The 14,354-nt window shown below is 68.3% G+C and carries 14 protein-coding genes and 1 tRNA gene; 11 read left to right on the top strand and 4 right to left on the bottom strand.

Annotation, left to right across the window (positions count from 1 at the left end; all coding sequences use genetic code 11):
* Positions 1 to 2 precede the first annotated feature (2 nt).
* The 8 genes from lolB (at position 3) to gluQRS (ending at position 6,099) form a co-directional block, all read left to right on the top strand.
* Positions 3 to 578, top strand: coding sequence for a lipoprotein insertase outer membrane protein LolB (lolB, locus tag AC3QLZ_RS12115; RefSeq protein WP_014236137.1), 576 nt, complete (start codon positions 3 to 5; stop codon positions 576 to 578).
* Positions 575 to 1,426 carry a 4-(cytidine 5'-diphospho)-2-C-methyl-D-erythritol kinase gene (gene ispE, locus AC3QLZ_RS12120; RefSeq protein WP_014236138.1) on the top strand — a complete coding sequence of 284 codons (852 nt, stop codon included), beginning with the start codon at positions 575 to 577 and terminating at the stop codon, positions 1,424 to 1,426. Before lolB ends, ispE begins: the two co-directional genes overlap by 4 nt.
* A 172-nt stretch (positions 1,427 to 1,598) precedes the next feature.
* Positions 1,599 to 1,675: transfer RNA gene (locus tag AC3QLZ_RS12125), tRNA-Gln, on the top strand.
* A gap of 61 nt (positions 1,676 to 1,736) precedes the next feature.
* Positions 1,737 to 2,690, top strand: coding sequence for a ribose-phosphate pyrophosphokinase (locus AC3QLZ_RS12130; protein WP_014236139.1), 954 nt, complete (start codon positions 1,737 to 1,739; stop codon positions 2,688 to 2,690).
* A gap of 53 nt (positions 2,691 to 2,743) precedes the next feature.
* On the top strand, positions 2,744 to 3,346 hold the full coding sequence (locus AC3QLZ_RS12135) for a 50S ribosomal protein L25/general stress protein Ctc (RefSeq protein WP_014236140.1): 603 nt from the start codon (positions 2,744 to 2,746) through the stop codon (positions 3,344 to 3,346).
* Positions 3,347 to 3,421: 75 nt separating this feature from the next.
* Entirely contained in the window at positions 3,422 to 4,000 is a 579-nt protein-coding gene (gene pth / locus AC3QLZ_RS12140; protein ID WP_014236141.1) for an aminoacyl-tRNA hydrolase, read from the top strand.
* Between the two features lie 13 nt (positions 4,001 to 4,013).
* A complete protein-coding gene (gene ychF, locus AC3QLZ_RS12145) occupies positions 4,014 to 5,105 on the top strand; it encodes a redox-regulated ATPase YchF (RefSeq protein WP_014236142.1) in 1,092 nt (363 codons plus the stop codon).
* An 82-nt stretch (positions 5,106 to 5,187) separates the two neighbouring features.
* Positions 5,188 to 6,099 (top strand): tRNA glutamyl-Q(34) synthetase GluQRS, encoded by a 912-nt coding sequence (gene gluQRS / locus AC3QLZ_RS12150; protein ID WP_014236143.1) that lies wholly within the window; start codon positions 5,188 to 5,190, stop codon positions 6,097 to 6,099.
* A gap of 25 nt (positions 6,100 to 6,124) precedes the next feature.
* On the opposite strand, the gene clsB is transcribed toward gluQRS, so the two are convergent.
* From clsB to nadA, 3 genes are all read right to left on the bottom strand, one after another.
* Complete coding sequence (clsB, locus tag AC3QLZ_RS12155) at positions 6,125 to 7,285, bottom strand: cardiolipin synthase ClsB (protein WP_014236144.1); 1,161 nt, start codon at positions 7,283 to 7,285, stop codon at positions 6,125 to 6,127.
* 5 nt (positions 7,286 to 7,290) lie between these two features.
* Complete coding sequence (locus tag AC3QLZ_RS12160) at positions 7,291 to 8,046, bottom strand: endonuclease/exonuclease/phosphatase family protein (RefSeq protein WP_014236145.1); 756 nt, start codon at positions 8,044 to 8,046, stop codon at positions 7,291 to 7,293.
* A gap of 87 nt (positions 8,047 to 8,133) precedes the next feature.
* On the bottom strand, positions 8,134 to 9,231 hold the full coding sequence (gene nadA / locus AC3QLZ_RS12165) for a quinolinate synthase NadA (protein WP_014236146.1): 1,098 nt from the start codon (positions 9,229 to 9,231) through the stop codon (positions 8,134 to 8,136).
* Positions 9,232 to 9,281: 50 nt separating this feature from the next.
* Here nadA and AC3QLZ_RS12170 point away from each other — a divergent pair, with 50 nt between their 5' ends.
* Genes AC3QLZ_RS12170 through AC3QLZ_RS12180 form a run of 3 tightly spaced genes read left to right on the top strand, consistent with a single transcriptional unit; the run spans position 9,282 to position 13,708 of the window.
* A complete protein-coding gene (locus AC3QLZ_RS12170) occupies positions 9,282 to 12,425 on the top strand; it encodes a CHAT domain-containing protein (protein WP_157870584.1) in 3,144 nt (1,047 codons plus the stop codon).
* Positions 12,426 to 12,438: 13 nt separating this feature from the next.
* Positions 12,439 to 12,885: a hypothetical protein gene (locus AC3QLZ_RS12175; RefSeq protein WP_014236148.1), complete on the top strand. Its 447-nt coding sequence runs from the start codon at positions 12,439 to 12,441 to the stop codon at positions 12,883 to 12,885.
* Between the two features lie 4 nt (positions 12,886 to 12,889).
* Positions 12,890 to 13,708: a hypothetical protein gene (locus AC3QLZ_RS12180; RefSeq protein ID WP_014236149.1), complete on the top strand. Its 819-nt coding sequence runs from the start codon at positions 12,890 to 12,892 to the stop codon at positions 13,706 to 13,708.
* A gap of 3 nt (positions 13,709 to 13,711) precedes the next feature.
* Here AC3QLZ_RS12180 and AC3QLZ_RS12185 read toward each other — a convergent pair whose 3' ends face one another.
* Positions 13,712 to 14,164: a rhodanese-like domain-containing protein gene (locus AC3QLZ_RS12185; protein WP_014236150.1), complete on the bottom strand. Its 453-nt coding sequence runs from the start codon at positions 14,162 to 14,164 to the stop codon at positions 13,712 to 13,714.
* Positions 14,165 to 14,354: the final 190 nt, after the last annotated feature.

The following is a 14,354-nucleotide window of genomic DNA, read 5'->3' on the forward strand; positions in this document are numbered from 1 at the left end:
CCGTGGTCGCCGCACTTCTCCGTTTAGGCGCCGGAGCGCTCCTGGCCCTGCTCGCCGCCTGCAGCACCGTGCCGGAGCGCTATGCCGTGCCCGCCGTGGCGCGGGAAACCTTGCAGTCCTTCCAGATCGAGGGGCGTTTTTCCCTGCGCTACGAACAGGCCAGCTACTCCGGCAAGATCGCCTGGCGCCATGCCCCTGAAGGCGACGACATCTTCCTCATGAATCCCTTCGGCCAGGGCGCGGCGGAGATCAGCCGCCGTCCCGGCGTTGCCCGTCTGGTGACGGCCGACCAGAAGGAATTCCAGGCTGCCGATGCGGACCAGCTGGTGGCCGACGTGCTGGGCTATCCCCTGCCGGTGGCCGGCATGGGCGAGTGGCTGCTGGCCCGTGCCACCCCGGCAGGGGCGGCGGAGCGCGACGGCGCCGGCCGCCTGCTGCGCCTGCAGGAAGCCGGCTGGAGCATCGACTACGACTATGGCGACAACCCCAGTCCCCAGGCCCTGCCGGTGCGGCTGACGGCCCGCCGGGGCGAAGCCCTGGAGCTGAAGTTGCGCATCGACGACTGGAGCGCCCAATGAACCCGGCCTGGACCTGGGACAGCGCCTACCCGGCGCCAGCCAAGCTCAATCTCTTCCTGCACGTGGTGGGCTGCCGCGCCGACGGCTATCACCTGCTGCAGACCCTGTTCCGTTTCGTCGATTACGGCGACACCCTGCACTTCGCGCCCCGGGAGGACGGCCAGGTGCGCCTGCTCAATCCCCTGCCCGGGGTGCCGGAGGAGAGCGACCTGACCGTGCGGGCCGCCCGTCTCCTGCAGCAGGCGGCTAACTGCACCCGGGGGGCGGATATCCGCCTGGAGAAGCGGCTGCCCATGGGCGGCGGCCTGGGCGGCGGCAGTTCCGACGCCGCCACCGTGCTGCTGGCCCTCAACCACCTGTGGCAACTGGGCCTGTCCCGGGAACGGTTGCAGGCCCTGGGCCTGACCCTGGGGGCCGATGTGCCGGTCTTCATCTTCGGCCGCACCGCCTTCGCCGAGGGCGTGGGCGAGGCGCTGCAGGCCGTGCCGGCGGCGCCGGCCTGGTATCTGGTGCTGCAGCCGCCGGTGGCGGTGCCCACCGTGGACATCTTCCGGGCTCCCGAGCTGAAGCGGGACACGCCGGTCATGGCGGCGGCCGATTGGCGGCCCGGCCTGGGCGGCAACGACCTGGAGCCGGTGGCCTGCGCCCGCTTTCCCGAGGTGGCGCGGCACCTGGCATGGCTGCAGCATTTCGGCCGGGCCCGCATGAGCGGCTCCGGGGCCTGCGTCTTTGCCGAATTCCCGGAGCAGGCCGGGGCCGAGGCGGCCCTGGCCCAGCTGCCGCCCGACATGCGGGGCTGGGTGGCGCCAGGGCTGGACAGCCACCCCCTGTACGGACTGTTGCCCTAGGGTGGCCGGGTGGGTGGCGAAGTTTTTTGGCAAAAGATTTGCCCGCCCGAAATTTTTTGTGTAATATCCGCGCCTCGCTAGTCACGCAGCGCAACGCAGGTTGCGGGACAGGCACAGATTTCCAGTCGCTGGCGGCAGCAGTTCTGATGTCCGGCAGCGCCAAACCGGTTACTGGGGAGTCGCCAAGTTGGTTAAGGCACCGGATTTTGATTCCGGCATGCGAAGGTTCGAATCCTTCCTCCCCAGCCAATAATTCCGAGACAACGGGCAGGTACATACCTGCCCGTATTGCATTTCTGGGGGCGCCCCTATGGCTTTCAATAGCCTGATGGTCTTTACCGGCAACGCTAATCCCAAGTTGGCTGCCGACGTGGTTTCCCGCCTGGGCCGCCGTCCCCTGGGACGTGCCAGCGTAGGCCGCTTCTCCGACGGGGAAGTGAGCGTGGAAATCGAAGAGCACGTGCGTGGTCACGACGTCTTCATCCTGCAGTCCACCTGCGCCCCCTCCAACGATACCCTGATGGAACTGCTGGTGATGGTGGATGCGCTGAAGCGCGCCTCCGCCGGTCGCATCACCGCCGCCATCCCCTATTTCGGCTACGCCCGCCAGGATCGCCGCTCCCGTTCTTCCCGGGTGCCCATCGCCGCCAAGCTGGTGGCCGACCTGCTGACCGCCGCCGGCGTGGACCGGGTCCTCACCATGGACCTGCATGCCGAGCAGATCCAGGGCTTCTTCGATATCCCGGTGGATAACGTCTACGCCCTGCCGATCCTGCTGGAAGACATCCAGAAGCAGAACCACGAAAACCTGCTGGTGGTCTCCCCCGACCACGGCGGCGTGGTCCGCGCCCGTTCCCTGGCCAAGCGCCTGGAGTGCGACCTGGCCATCATCGACAAGCGTCGCCCCAAGGCCAACGTCTCCGAGGTGATGAACATCATCGGCGAAGTGGACGGCCGCACCTGCATCATCATGGACGACATCGTCGACACCGCCGGCACCCTGTGCAAGGCCGCCTCCGCCCTCAAGGCCAACGGCGCCCAGAAGGTGGTGGCCTACTGCACCCACCCGGTGCTGTCCGGCGCCGCCGTGGAGCGGGTCAATTCCTCCGACCTGGACGAACTGGTGGTGACCGACACCATTCCGCTGCGCGACGATGCCATGGCCTGTTCCCGCATCCGCCAGCTGTCCGTGGCCGAACTGCTGGCCGAGACCATCCGGCGCATCAGCAACGAGGACTCCGTGTCCTCCCTGTTCATCGAATAAGTTTTCTCAACCCCCCGGCTGGTCGCGGTCGGGGTCTTTACTTTGGAGTCATCATGATCTTTGAATTCAACGCCGATAAGCGCAACGACCAGGGCACCGGAGCGAGCCGCCGCCTGCGTCGTGCCGGCAAGGTCCCGGGCATCGTCTACGGTGGTACCGCTGCCCCCATCTCCATCGAGGTGGACCACAACGCAATCTACCTGGCTCTGCGCAAGGAAGCCTTCCACTCTTCCCTGATCAACCTGAACATCGACGGCAAGAAGGAATCCGTTCTGCTGCGCGACTACCAGGCTCACCCCTACAAGGCCATCGTGCTGCACGTGGACTTCCAGCGCGTCGATCCCAACCAGAAGCTGCACACCAAGGTGCCCCTGCACTTCGTGAACGCTGACATCGCTCCCGGCGTCAAGCTGGGCGGCGGCATCGTCTCCCACGTGCTGAACGAAGTGGAAGTGACCTGCCTGGCTGCCGACCTGCCCGAGTTCATCGAAGTGGACCTGAAGGACCTGGCTGCCGGCCACTCCATCCACATCGCCGACGTCAAGCTGCCCAAGGGCGTGGCTCTGGTGCAGCACGGCCAGGACAACCCCGTGGTCGCCACCATCATGACCGTGCGCGGCGCTGCCGCAGCCGAAGAAGCGGCTCCTGCTGCTTAATCTTCCGGTCTGACCGTGCAAGAAGCCGCCGCCGGGCTCAGCCCTCGCGGCGGCTTTATTTTTTGAGTCTTTCCAGTGAACGCTCCCCGTCTCATCGTTGGCCTGGGCAACCCCGGCGCGGAATACGAAGATACCCGGCACAATGCGGGCTTCTGGCTGGTGGACCGCCTGGCCCGGGACCTCAAGGTCAGCCTGGCGCCCCAGAGCAAGTTCCTCGGCCTGGCCGCCCGGGCCGGTGATACCTGGCTGCTGCAGCCAACCACCTTCATGAACCGTTCCGGCCATGCGGTGGCGGCCCTGGCCCGCTTCTACAAGATCGAACCGGAAGAGGTGCTGGTGGTGCATGACGAACTGGACCTGATGCCCGGTGCCATCCGCCTCAAGCAGGGCGGCGGCAACGGCGGCCACAACGGCCTCAAGGACATCCAGGCCCAGCTCGGCAGTCCCAACTTCTGGCGCCTGCGCCTGGGGATCGGCCACCCCCGCAGCCTCAACCTGAAGCAGGAAGTCGTCGATTTCGTCCTGCATCGCCCCCGGGCCGAGGAGCAGACGGAAATCGACAAGGCCATCGACCGCTGCCTGCTGGCCTGGCCCCGCATCGCCGCCGGCGATTTCGCCGCCGCCCAACAACAGTTACACGGCAAAACCGTTTAGCAAGGAAAACACCATGAGCTTGAAATGCGGCATCGTTGGTCTGCCCAACGTCGGCAAATCCACCCTCTTCAATGCCCTGACCAAGGCGGGCATCGAAGCGGCCAACTACCCCTTCTGCACCATCGAGCCCAATGTGGGCATCGTTGAAGTGCCCGATCCCCGCATGGCGGCCCTGGCCGAGATCGTCAAACCCCAGCGCATGCAGCCGGCCATCGTCGAGTTCGTGGACATTGCCGGCCTGGTGGCCGGCGCCTCCAAGGGCGAAGGCCTGGGCAACCAGTTCCTGGCCAACATCCGGGAAACCGATGCCATCGTGAACGTGGTGCGCTGTTTCGACGACCCCAATGTGGTGCACGTCTCCGGCAAGGTGGATCCCATCGCCGACATCGAGACCATCATCACCGAGCTGGCCCTGGCCGACCTGGCCGTGGTGGAGCGCACCATCGCCCGGGACGGCAAGAAGGCCAAGTCCGGCGACAAGGAAGCCCAGAAGCTGGTGGCCGTGCTGGAAAAGCTGCTGCCCCACCTCAACGAAGGCAAGCCCGCCCGCACCGCCGGCCTGTCCGACGACGACAAGCTCATCGTCAAGCCCCTCTGTCTGCTCACCGTGAAGCCCGCCATGTACGTGGGCAACGTCATGGAAGACGGTTTCGAGAACAATCCCCACCTGGACCGCCTGCGCGAACATGCCGCCAAGGAAGGCGCTCCCGTGGTGGCCGTGTGCGCCAAGATCGAGGAAGAACTGGCGGATCTGGAAGACGAGGACAAGCAGGCCTTCCTGGCCGACCTGGGTCTGGAGGAGCCGGGCCTCAACCGTCTCATCCGCGCCGGCTACGACCTGCTCGGCCTGCAGACCTACTTCACCGCCGGGGTCAAGGAAGTACGCGCCTGGACCATCCACAAGGGCGACACTGCCCCCCAGGCCGCCGGCGTCATCCACACCGACTTCGAGAAGGGCTTCATCCGGGCCCAGACCATCGCCTACGCCGACTTCATCGCCTTCAAGGGCGAGCAGGGCGCCAAGGAAGCCGGCAAGATGCGCTCCGAAGGCAAGGAATACGTGGTGCAGGACGGCGACGTGATGAACTTCCTGTTCAACGTCTGATTTCCTTCCGCCCCATGCCGGCCGGCCCCCTCGTCAGAGCGGGCCGGCTTTTTCTTGGTGCCGATCCGGTAAACTCCGACCCATGACCCGCTCCCCTTCCGCCTATCGCGGCCGCTTTGCCCCCTCGCCCTCCGGCCCCCTGCATTTCGGTTCCCTGGTGGCTGCCCTCGGCAGTTGCCTGGAGGCCCGTTGCCGCCAGGGCGAGTGGCTGGTGCGCATGGAGGATGTGGATGGGCCGCGCACGGTGCCGGGCGCGGCGGATGCCATCCTGCGCAGCCTGGAAGCCTACGGCTTCGTCTGGGATGGCCCGGTGCTGTGGCAGAGCCAGCGCCACGAGGCCTATGCTGCCGCCCTGGCCCGCCTGCAGGCGGCGGGGCTGGCCTATCCCTGCGCCTGTTCGCGCAAGGAGATCGCCGAGGGCCACGGCGGCCGCTCCATTGACGGCGCCCCCCGCTATGCCGGCACCTGCCGCAGCGGTTTGCAACCCGGGCAGTCGCCCCGGGCCTGGCGCCTGCGTCTGCCGGACCGGGAGGTTAGCTTCGAGGACGGCCTGCTGGGCCGGGTGGGGCACAACCTGGAGCGGGACGTGGGGGACATCGTCCTGCTGCGGGCCGACGGCCAGTACGCCTACCAGCTGGCGGTGGTGGTGGACGATGCCTTCCAGGGCGTCACCCATGTGGTGCGCGGGGCCGACCTGCTGGATTCGACGCCGCGGCAGATCTGGCTGCAGCAGTGCCTGGGCGTGCCGACGCCGGCCTACGTGCATCTGCCCCTGGCCACCAATGCCCGGGGCGAAAAGCTGTCCAAACAGACCCGGGCGCTGGCCCTGGACGATGACCGGCCGGTGCCGGCCCTGGTGGATGCCCTGGAGTTCCTTGGCCAGCGGCCGCCTCCGGCCCTGCGTGCCGCCAGCCGGGACGAGGTATGGGCCTGGGCAGTGGCCCACTGGAACCTGGCGCTGGTTCCCCGTTGCCGGGCCGTCAGCCTGGAATAGGGCTTGCCTGCTGGCTCCCAGGCCCTCAGTGCCTGGCGCCGTAGCCCGCCAGTCCGATCATCAGCCGCACCAGGGAATAGGCCAGGCGCCGCAGCCAGCGGGAATGCCAGGGAATGCGGCGCCAGCGTCCCGGCAGCAGCTCCCGTCCGCCCTCGGCCATGGCCTGCTGCAGGCTGCTCCGCAGCTGGGCGGTGAAGGTGGCGTCCCGCACCACCACATTGGCCTCCCGGGCCAGCAGCAGGGAGAAGGGATCGATGTTGCTGGAGCCCACGGTGGCCCAGTCCCGGTCCACCACCGCCACCTTGGCGTGGAGGAAGCTGCGGTGGTATTCGACGATGCGGATGCCGGCCTCCAGCAGGCTGCCGTAGAGGGCCTGGCTGGCGTAGTGCAGCAGCCGGTATTCCACCCGCCCCTGCAGCAGGATGGTGACGCGCACGCCCCGGGCGGCGGCTTCCCGCAGGGCTTCCTTGAAACGGCGCCCCGGCAGGAAATAGGCGTTGGCCAGGATCACTTCCTCCCGGGCTGAGGCGATGGCCTGCAGGTAGGCATCCTCGATGTCGCGCCGGTGGCGGATGTTGTCCCGCACCACGAAGGCGGCCGTCTGGTTGCCCACCGGCTGGCAACAGGCCGGGGCCGGCGGCGGCAGGCGGAAGCGGTGGCGGAAACTGGCCCAGACGACGATTTCCCAGACATGCCGCACCGAGCGCTGGATCGGTTCCAGCAACGGGCCCTCGACGCAGACGGCGTAATCGAAGCGGGGCGGAATCTGGTGCGGCGTGTTGCGGTCGTCGATGATGTTGATGCCGCCGACGAAGGCCAGGCGGCCGTCCACCACGGTGATCTTGCGGTGCAGGCGGCGCAGGCGATGCCGTCGCAGGCCCAGGTCGGGCAGTTCCGGGCGGTAGATGAGGACCTGCACGCCATCGGCCACCAGGGCCGGCATCAGGGTCCGGGGAAAGTCCCGGGCGCCGAAGCCGTCGGCCAGGACCCGCACCTTGAGGCCGCGCCGGGCGGCCCGGCAGAGGGCGGAGGCGACAGCCTGGCCGGTCTCGTCGGCCTCGAAGATGTAGGTCTCCAGATGCACCTCCCGCTCCGCCCCGTCGATGGCGGCCAGCAGGGCGGGGAAGAACTCGTCGCCGCTGTTGAGCAGGGTGACCCGGTTGCCTGGCAGGTAGGCCGCGTCCATGGTGCCTAGACGGGGGTGAGGTGGGCGGAGAGGGCCGCGTGGTCCGAGATGCGCGACCAGGGACGGCCGAAATGGACCTGGGTGGCGCTGACGGCAAAGCCCCGGGCGTAGATGCGGTCCAGGCGGAACAAAGGCAGGCCGGCCGGATAGCTGCGCACCGGACGGCCCCGGGCGCCGTGGAAGACCTCGGTCAGGCCCAGGCGCTCGGCCAGCAGGCCGTCGGCCCGGTTGCGCCAGTCGTTGAAATCGCCGGCGATGATGAGGGGCGCATCCTCGGGCACCAGACCCTCCAGGCGCTGGGCCAGGGCGTCCATCTGCCGCCGCCGGCTGCGGCCGATCAGGGACAGGTGCACGCAGACGCAATGCAGGTGGCGCTCCCAGCCCGGCACCTGGACTTCGCAATGGAGCAGGCCGCGGCGCTCGAAGCGCAGATGGGTGACGTCCTGGTTGTGGCTGGAGAGGATGGGAAAGCGGGAGAGGATGGCGTTGCCGTGGTGGCCGTGGTCATAGACCATGTTGCGGCCGTAGGCGGCGTCGGGCCACACGTCCTCGGCGAGGAATTCGTGCTGGGGTTCCTCCGGCCAGTGCTCGTGCTGTTCCGCATGGCCCAGGTGCAGCCCCTGCACCTCCTGCAGGAAGACCAGGTCCGGACCCAGGGCCCGCAGGCGTTCCCGCAGCTCATGCACCATCATGCGGCGGTTGAACTGGGAAAAGCCCTTGTGGATGTTGTAGGTGGTGATATGCAGGGTCGGGCGGCTCATGCTTGAAGCGTATCACAGCGGAAAGGGGCTCCGCCGGGGCGAAAAAAAGGGGCCATGACGGCCCCTTTCTTCTCTGTTGCGCCGTGTTCAAGAAATGGCCAGCATCCGGTCCAGGGCCAGCTTGGCCATGGGGGCTTCGTGGGCTGGTACGCTGATGCGGTTCACCACGTTGCCCTCGGCCAGGTTTTCCAGGGTCCAGGCCAGGTGCTGGGGGTCGATGCGCTGCATGGTGGAACACATGCACACCGTGGGGGCCATGAACTGGACGATCTTGCCTTCCGCCTTCACTTCCTCGGCCAGGCGGTTCACCAGGTTGAGCTCGGTGCCCACCAGCCAGCGGGTGTTGGGGGCGGCTTCCTTGATGGTCTTGACGATGTGTTCGGTGGAGCCCACGTAGTCGGACGCCTTGCAGACGTCGAAGCAGCATTCCGGGTGGGAGATCACCAGGCCGTCCGGATGCTCCTGGCGGAAGCGCTGGATGTGGGCCGGCTGGAACATCTGGTGCACCGAACAGTGGCCCTTCCACAGCAGGATCTTGGCCTCCTTGATCTGCTGGGGGGTGAGGCCGCCGTATTCCTGGTCCGGGTCCCACACCACCATCTGCTCCATGGGGATGTCCATGTTGTGGCCGGTCCAGCGACCCAGGTGCTGGTCGGGGAAGAACAGCACCTTTTCCCGCTGGGCGAAGGCCCACTTGGCGATGGTGCCGGCATTGGAGGAGGTGCACACGATGCCGCCCCGTTCGCCGCAGAAGGCTTTCAGGTCGGCGGCGGAGTTGATGTAGGTGACCGGGGTCACCAGGCTTTCCGCATTGCCCAGCACTTCGTTCAGTTCGCGCCAGCAGCGCTCCACCTTGGCCAGGTTGGCCATGTCGGCCATGGAACAGCCGGCCGCCAGGTCCGGCAGGATGGCGATCTGCTCCGGCTTGGACATGATGTCCGCCACCTCGGCCATGAAATGCACGCCGCAGAAGACGATGTATTCGGCGTCGGTCTGGGAGGCCAGGCGGGACAGCTTGAGGGAGTCGCCGGTGAGGTCGGCGTGCTGGTACACGTCGGCCCGCTGGTAGTGGTGGCAGAGCAGGACGGCCTTCTTGCCCAGCTTGGCCCGGGCGGCGCGGATGCGCTCCTGGCAGTCGGCGTCGGCCATCTGGTTGAAACGGTCGAATTGAATGGTGGCTTGCATTTGCTAGTATGTTCCCGTACGGAATGGGAGCCCGGGGGCGAGGAGCAATGTTGGGAAAGCGGAAATTCTATCATCGCTGGGGCCGGCCCCTTTCGCTGCTTTGCCTGCTGCTGGCGGGGGGGGCTGCACCGGTGTTCGGCGAGGAAGCGTTGCCGGAGCCGGAGGAGCTGCTGCTGGCGCCGCCGCCCCGCACCATCCAGGACGTAACCCGCCTGCTGGCCCAGTACAAGCCGGACCCCAAGGCGGCGGCCGAAGCCGTCGCCGCAGCCGAAAAGCCGGTACCCGATACCTCGGACCGCAATGTGCTGTTCGAGTTTTATCTGGAACGGGCCCGGGCTGCCGGCCGCATCGGTCGGGTCCGGCAGCAGATCGCCGACCTGGGCCAGGCCCGGCTCCTGGGCGAAGCCGGTTCGGCCCGCTATTCCCGCGCCCTGCGGGAACTGGCCTCCGCCGAAACCTCCGGCGGCAACCTGCTGGCGGCCGTGCGTTATGCCGAGGAGGCCATCCGCGCCACTCCGGCCAATTCCCAGGGCCAGCTGACGGGGACCAACCAGCTGGCCGCCTACCAGTACACCCTGATCGGCGATTTCGACAGCGCCCGGGCCCGGCTGCGGGACCTGGAGGCCATCCTGACCCGCATGAAGCAGAGCCGCAACTGGGACAACTTTGGCCATTCCTGGGTGGCCAACTACGAGCGGGCCCGGGGTGAGCTGTTCCGTGTCGAGGGCCGCTTCATCGAAGCTGAAGCGGCCTACCGCCGCGCCCTGCGGGAGAACGACGCCTACCTGGCGCTGCTGCCCCGGCTGCAGGAGCGGAACATCGACGGCGGCAGCGTGGATGGCAGCCGCCGTTTCACCGAGGTGCTGGAACGGAGCCTGGCGGCCACCCTGCTGGCCCAGGGCAAGACGGCGGAGGCCGAGATCTATGCCCGCCAGGCCATCCGCCACTCCCTGGAGCGGGGCGGCCGGGATTCGATCGATGTGGGCCAGGGCCTGCGCATCCTGGCCTCCATCCTGGCCGAGGAGGGGCGCCTGGAGGAGTCCTCCCTGCTGGCCCGGGCGGCCCTGGACACTTTCCTCGAGGCCGGCGCCGTGCCCGAATCCCGCCTGCTTTCGGATGCCCGCCGCGCCCTGGCGGCGGCGCTGGTGGCCCAGCGCCGTTACGGCGAGGCCCTCCAGGTATTCGAGGAGCTGCGGGCCGGCATCGCCGCTTCCCCCGAGCTGCTGGCCAAGACCGGTGCCGCCGACCTGGATTGGGTGCTGGCCCTGCTGCGTACCGGCAATGTGACGCGGGCCGAGCAGATGGCCCGGGCCATGTACGACTGGGCCCGCCAGCGCTACGGAGACGGCAGCGCCCGCAGTGCCGAAGTACGGGGCTTCCTGGCCATGACCCTGGGCGCCGCCGGCCGCCCCGAGGAGGCCTTCCAGGCCTTTGCCCAGGCGGTGCCGATCCTGCTGGACCAGGCCCGCAACGATGCCGAGGCGGAAACCGGCAGCCGCAAACGCCAGCAGCGCCTGCTGCTGATCCTGGAAAGCTACCTGCAGCTGCTGGGTCGCCTGGACGCCTCCAGCCCGGTCCTGCCCAAGGGCTTCGATGTGGTGGCCGAGTCCTTCCGCCTGGCCGACATCGCCCGTTCCAGCAGCGTACAGCGGGCCCTTACCGCCAGTGCCGCCCGGGCCCGCATCGACGATCCGGCCCTGGCCGAGCTGGCGCGCAAGGAACAGGATGCCCAGCGCCGCATCAATTCCCTCAACACCCTGCTGACCCAGCTGCTGTCGGCTGCCGCGGACCAGCAGCTGCCCCAGGTGCAGCAGAAGATCCGCAGCGATGTGGATGCCCTGCGCCAGCAACGGGAAAGCTATCGTAAGGACATCGCCCGCCGTTTCCCCGATTACGCCCAGCTGGTGGATCCCCGGCCGGTGACCCTGGAGGAGGCGCGGCGTCGGCTGCACCCGGGGGAGGTGCTGGTGGCCTGGTACTTCGGTGAGGAGGGCGGCCAGGTATGGGCGGTACCGGCCCAGGGCCAGGCCCGCTCGGCGCCCGTCGCCCTGTCCCGGGCCCGGCTGGCGGCGGCCGTGGCCGGCCTGCGCCGCGCCCTGGACCCGGGGGTGACCAGCATCGAGGAAATCCCCCCCTTCGACGTGGCCGCCGCCCACGATCTCTACGTGCAACTGCTGCAGCCCGTGCTGCCGGCCTGGCAGGGCGCCCGGGTCCTGCTGGCGGTGCCCCACGCCGAGCTGGGCCAGCTGCCCCTGTCCGTCCTGGTGACGGAAGCGGTGCCGGCGCCGGGGCGCAGCCCGCTGCCTTTCGCCGCCTACAAGGAGGTGCCCTGGCTGGCCCGCAGCGTCGCCATCGCCCAGCTGCCCTCGGTGACGGCCCTGGGCAGCCTGCGGGCCCTCAAGCCGGGGGATTTCGGGCGTCGCCCCTTCATCGGTTTCGGCGATCCCCTGTTCAGCGAGGAGCAGGCCCGGCTGGCGGCGCTGCCGCCCAAGGGCATGGCCACCCGGGGGGCGCCCCTGCACCTGCGCAGCGTGCCCCGCACCGGCGGCGTCGATTCGGCCGAGCTGGCCCTGCTGCCGCGCCTGCCCGACACGGGCAGCGAAATCCGGGAAATCGCCCGGGTCCTGGGGGCCGAGCGGGATGACGACATCTACCTGCAGACCCGGGCCAGCGAACGCTCCGTCCTGGAGACGGACCTGAGCAACCGGCGGGTGGTGATGTTCGCCACCCACGGCCTGGTGCCCGGGGACCTGGACGGCCTGATCCAGCCTGCCCTGGCCCTCACGGCTCCCCAGCTCAGCGGCGGCAAGGGCGACGGCCTGCTGACCCTGGACGAGATTCTCGGCCTGAAGCTGAATGCGGATTGGGTGGTACTCTCCGCCTGCAATACGGCAGCGGGGGAGGGCAGCGGCGCCGAGGCTGTGTCAGGCCTGGGGCGGGCCTTTTTCTACGCCGGCGCCCGGGCCCTGCTGGTCTCCAACTGGCCGGTGGAAACCGTGGCGGCCCGTCTCATCATGACGGACCTGTTCCGCCGCCAGGTGCAGACGCCGGGGCTGGCCAAGGCCGAGGCCCTGCGCCAGTCCATGCTGGCCCTGCTGTCCGGGCCGGGCAGCGTGGATGTGAAAACGGGCAAGGCTGCGTTCAGCTATGCCCATCCCCTGTTTTGGGCCCCCTTCGTGGTGGTGGGCGATTGAGAGGAGAGCGACGATGCAGCGAGTGACGAGTGTTTTTGCGACGATGGCCCTGCTCGGCCTGCTCAGCGGCCCGGCCGCGGCAGTGACCCTGATCAAGGATGAGGAAGCCCGCCTGCCGGCAGCGGCGGGGGGGCTGGTCACCCGCGGCATCACCCGGGGCCCGGGGGTGAAGATGCTTTCCCCCGACCCGGCCGCTGGTGCGGTCAAATCCCCCTTCAACCTGAAGGTCAGTTTCGAACCCCGTGGTGGTGCCCGGATCGATCCGGCCAGCGTCTCCGTCACCTACCTGAAGGCGACCCCGGTGGACCTGCTGCCCCGGGTCAAGGCCGGTCTGAGTGCGGGCGGTATCGAGCTGGCGGGCGCCGAAGTGCCGCCGGGGGAGCACCAGATCCGCGTCACCGTGCAGGACAGCGAGGGGCGTCAGTCCTCCACCGTGCTGCAGCTCAATGTGGTGAAGTGATCCCATGAAGTGCCCCTACTGCACCTCCGACATTTCCCGGGAGGCCCTGGTGTGTCCCGTCTGCCGCCGCGACCTCTACCTGTTCAAGCCGCTCCTGGCCCGCATTGCGGACCTGGAGGCCCAGTTGCAGGAGAGCCGCGAGGCGGTACCGGAACTGTCGGCCCTGCAGGAGCGGATTCGCCTGCTGGAAGCCGGCAGCCCGCCCGGGACCATGCCCGGCGCGGCGACCGGCGGTTCCGGCTGCGGGCGGGGCAGCTGGCTGCTGTACTGGGGGCTGCCCCTGCTATTGTTGCTGCTGGCCCACGGCCTCATCGTGCTGGCCTTCGATCTCGACACGCTATATCTGCGCGTCGTTTCCCTGCTCATTCCCCTGCCCTTCGGTTTTCTGCTGCTGCAACGGGGGCCGCGGTCCCTCTGGCATGCCGGTGCTGCCGCCTTTGCCATGGCGGCCCTGGCGGTGCTCGGCATGAGTGGTCTGGTGGCCTACGTGGATGGGGTGCCCTGGCTGCCCCAGGGGCGGGTGGAGTGGCGTGAATTCGCCGAGTACGCCGCCAGCATCGGTTTCAGCTACCTCACCGGCATGCTGCTGGGGCGCCTGCTGGCCCGCCGTGTCTCCGCGCTGCCGGCGGACTTGGCGGCGGAGTCGGCGGCAGGGCAGGGCGGCTGGAAGATGGCCCTGGCGCGGCGCCTGGTGAGCGGCCCGCCCAGCATGGAAAAGCTGCAGAAGGCGGTGTCCCGCATCAACGAGGTTTCCAGCTCCCTGGTGGCCATCGGCACCACGGTGCTGTCCATCTACACCGGGCTGAAGGACCTGCTCGGCTGATCCTCAGCCCTGCTGCCAGGGCAGGCCGGCATGGCGCCAGCCGCCCACCTTGTTGCGCTGGCCGTTGGCATCCTTGTCGCCCTCGAAGCCTTCGAGGACGTTGTACACCTCGGTGTAACCGGCCTGCACCGCCGTTTCGGCGGCCTTGTGGGAGCGGGCGCCGCTGCGGCAGATGAACATTACCAGGGCCTCTTTATCCACCTGATGCACCAGTTGGGCGGCGAAGTGGGGATTGGGCTGGTTGCCGGGATACTGCATCCATTCGATTTCCACGGCACCGGGAATGCGGCCGACCCAGTCCCACTCGGCGTGGGTGCGCACATCCACCAGCTTGGCTCCCGGCGCGGACTGCAGCAGTTCGTAGGCCTCCCGGGGCGTCAGGGCGCCGCCATAGGGCAGGCCCAGTTGCCGGGCCCGTTCCTGGGCCAGGGTCAGAATGTCGGAAATCTTGCCCATGGCGCTTGTCCTTCTGCTGGTTGATGGGAAAAGTATAAGTCAGATGCCGCTGCCGGCGGAGCCGTCCAGGTTTCCTGGCGCCGGAGTTGTCGCGAGGGGGACGAGCAGCTTTGGGGCGCCGACATACACTAACGCACCAGAATGGTGCGTTAGCCTGTAAAATGCACCGTTTGCGTGCGTCAAAAAAGTC

The organism is Azospira sp. MPR-LB4, from assembly GCF_058809525.1.

Bases quoted from the DNA above. Each gene is read 5' to 3' on its own strand.
- gluQRS (WP_014236143.1), top strand. From the start codon at position 5,188: ATGACCCGCTCCCCTTCCGCCTATCGCGGCCGCTTTGCCCCCTCGCCC.
- nadA (WP_014236146.1), bottom strand. From the start codon at position 9,231: ATGCAAGCCACCATTCAATTCGACCGTTTCAACCAGATGGCCGACGCC.
- ychF (WP_014236142.1), top strand. From the start codon at position 4,014: ATGAGCTTGAAATGCGGCATCGTTGGTCTGCCCAACGTCGGCAAATCC.
- AC3QLZ_RS12180 (WP_014236149.1), top strand. From the start codon at position 12,890: ATGAAGTGCCCCTACTGCACCTCCGACATTTCCCGGGAGGCCCTGGTG.
- AC3QLZ_RS12160 (WP_014236145.1), bottom strand. From the start codon at position 8,046: ATGAGCCGCCCGACCCTGCATATCACCACCTACAACATCCACAAGGGC.
- AC3QLZ_RS12185 (WP_014236150.1), bottom strand. From the start codon at position 14,164: ATGGGCAAGATTTCCGACATTCTGACCCTGGCCCAGGAACGGGCCCGG.
- AC3QLZ_RS12175 (WP_014236148.1), top strand. From the start codon at position 12,439: ATGCAGCGAGTGACGAGTGTTTTTGCGACGATGGCCCTGCTCGGCCTG.
- AC3QLZ_RS12135 (WP_014236140.1), top strand. From the start codon at position 2,744: ATGATCTTTGAATTCAACGCCGATAAGCGCAACGACCAGGGCACCGGA.
- clsB (WP_014236144.1), bottom strand. From the start codon at position 7,285: ATGGACGCGGCCTACCTGCCAGGCAACCGGGTCACCCTGCTCAACAGC.
- ispE (WP_014236138.1), top strand. From the start codon at position 575: ATGAACCCGGCCTGGACCTGGGACAGCGCCTACCCGGCGCCAGCCAAG.
- AC3QLZ_RS12130 (WP_014236139.1), top strand. From the start codon at position 1,737: ATGGCTTTCAATAGCCTGATGGTCTTTACCGGCAACGCTAATCCCAAG.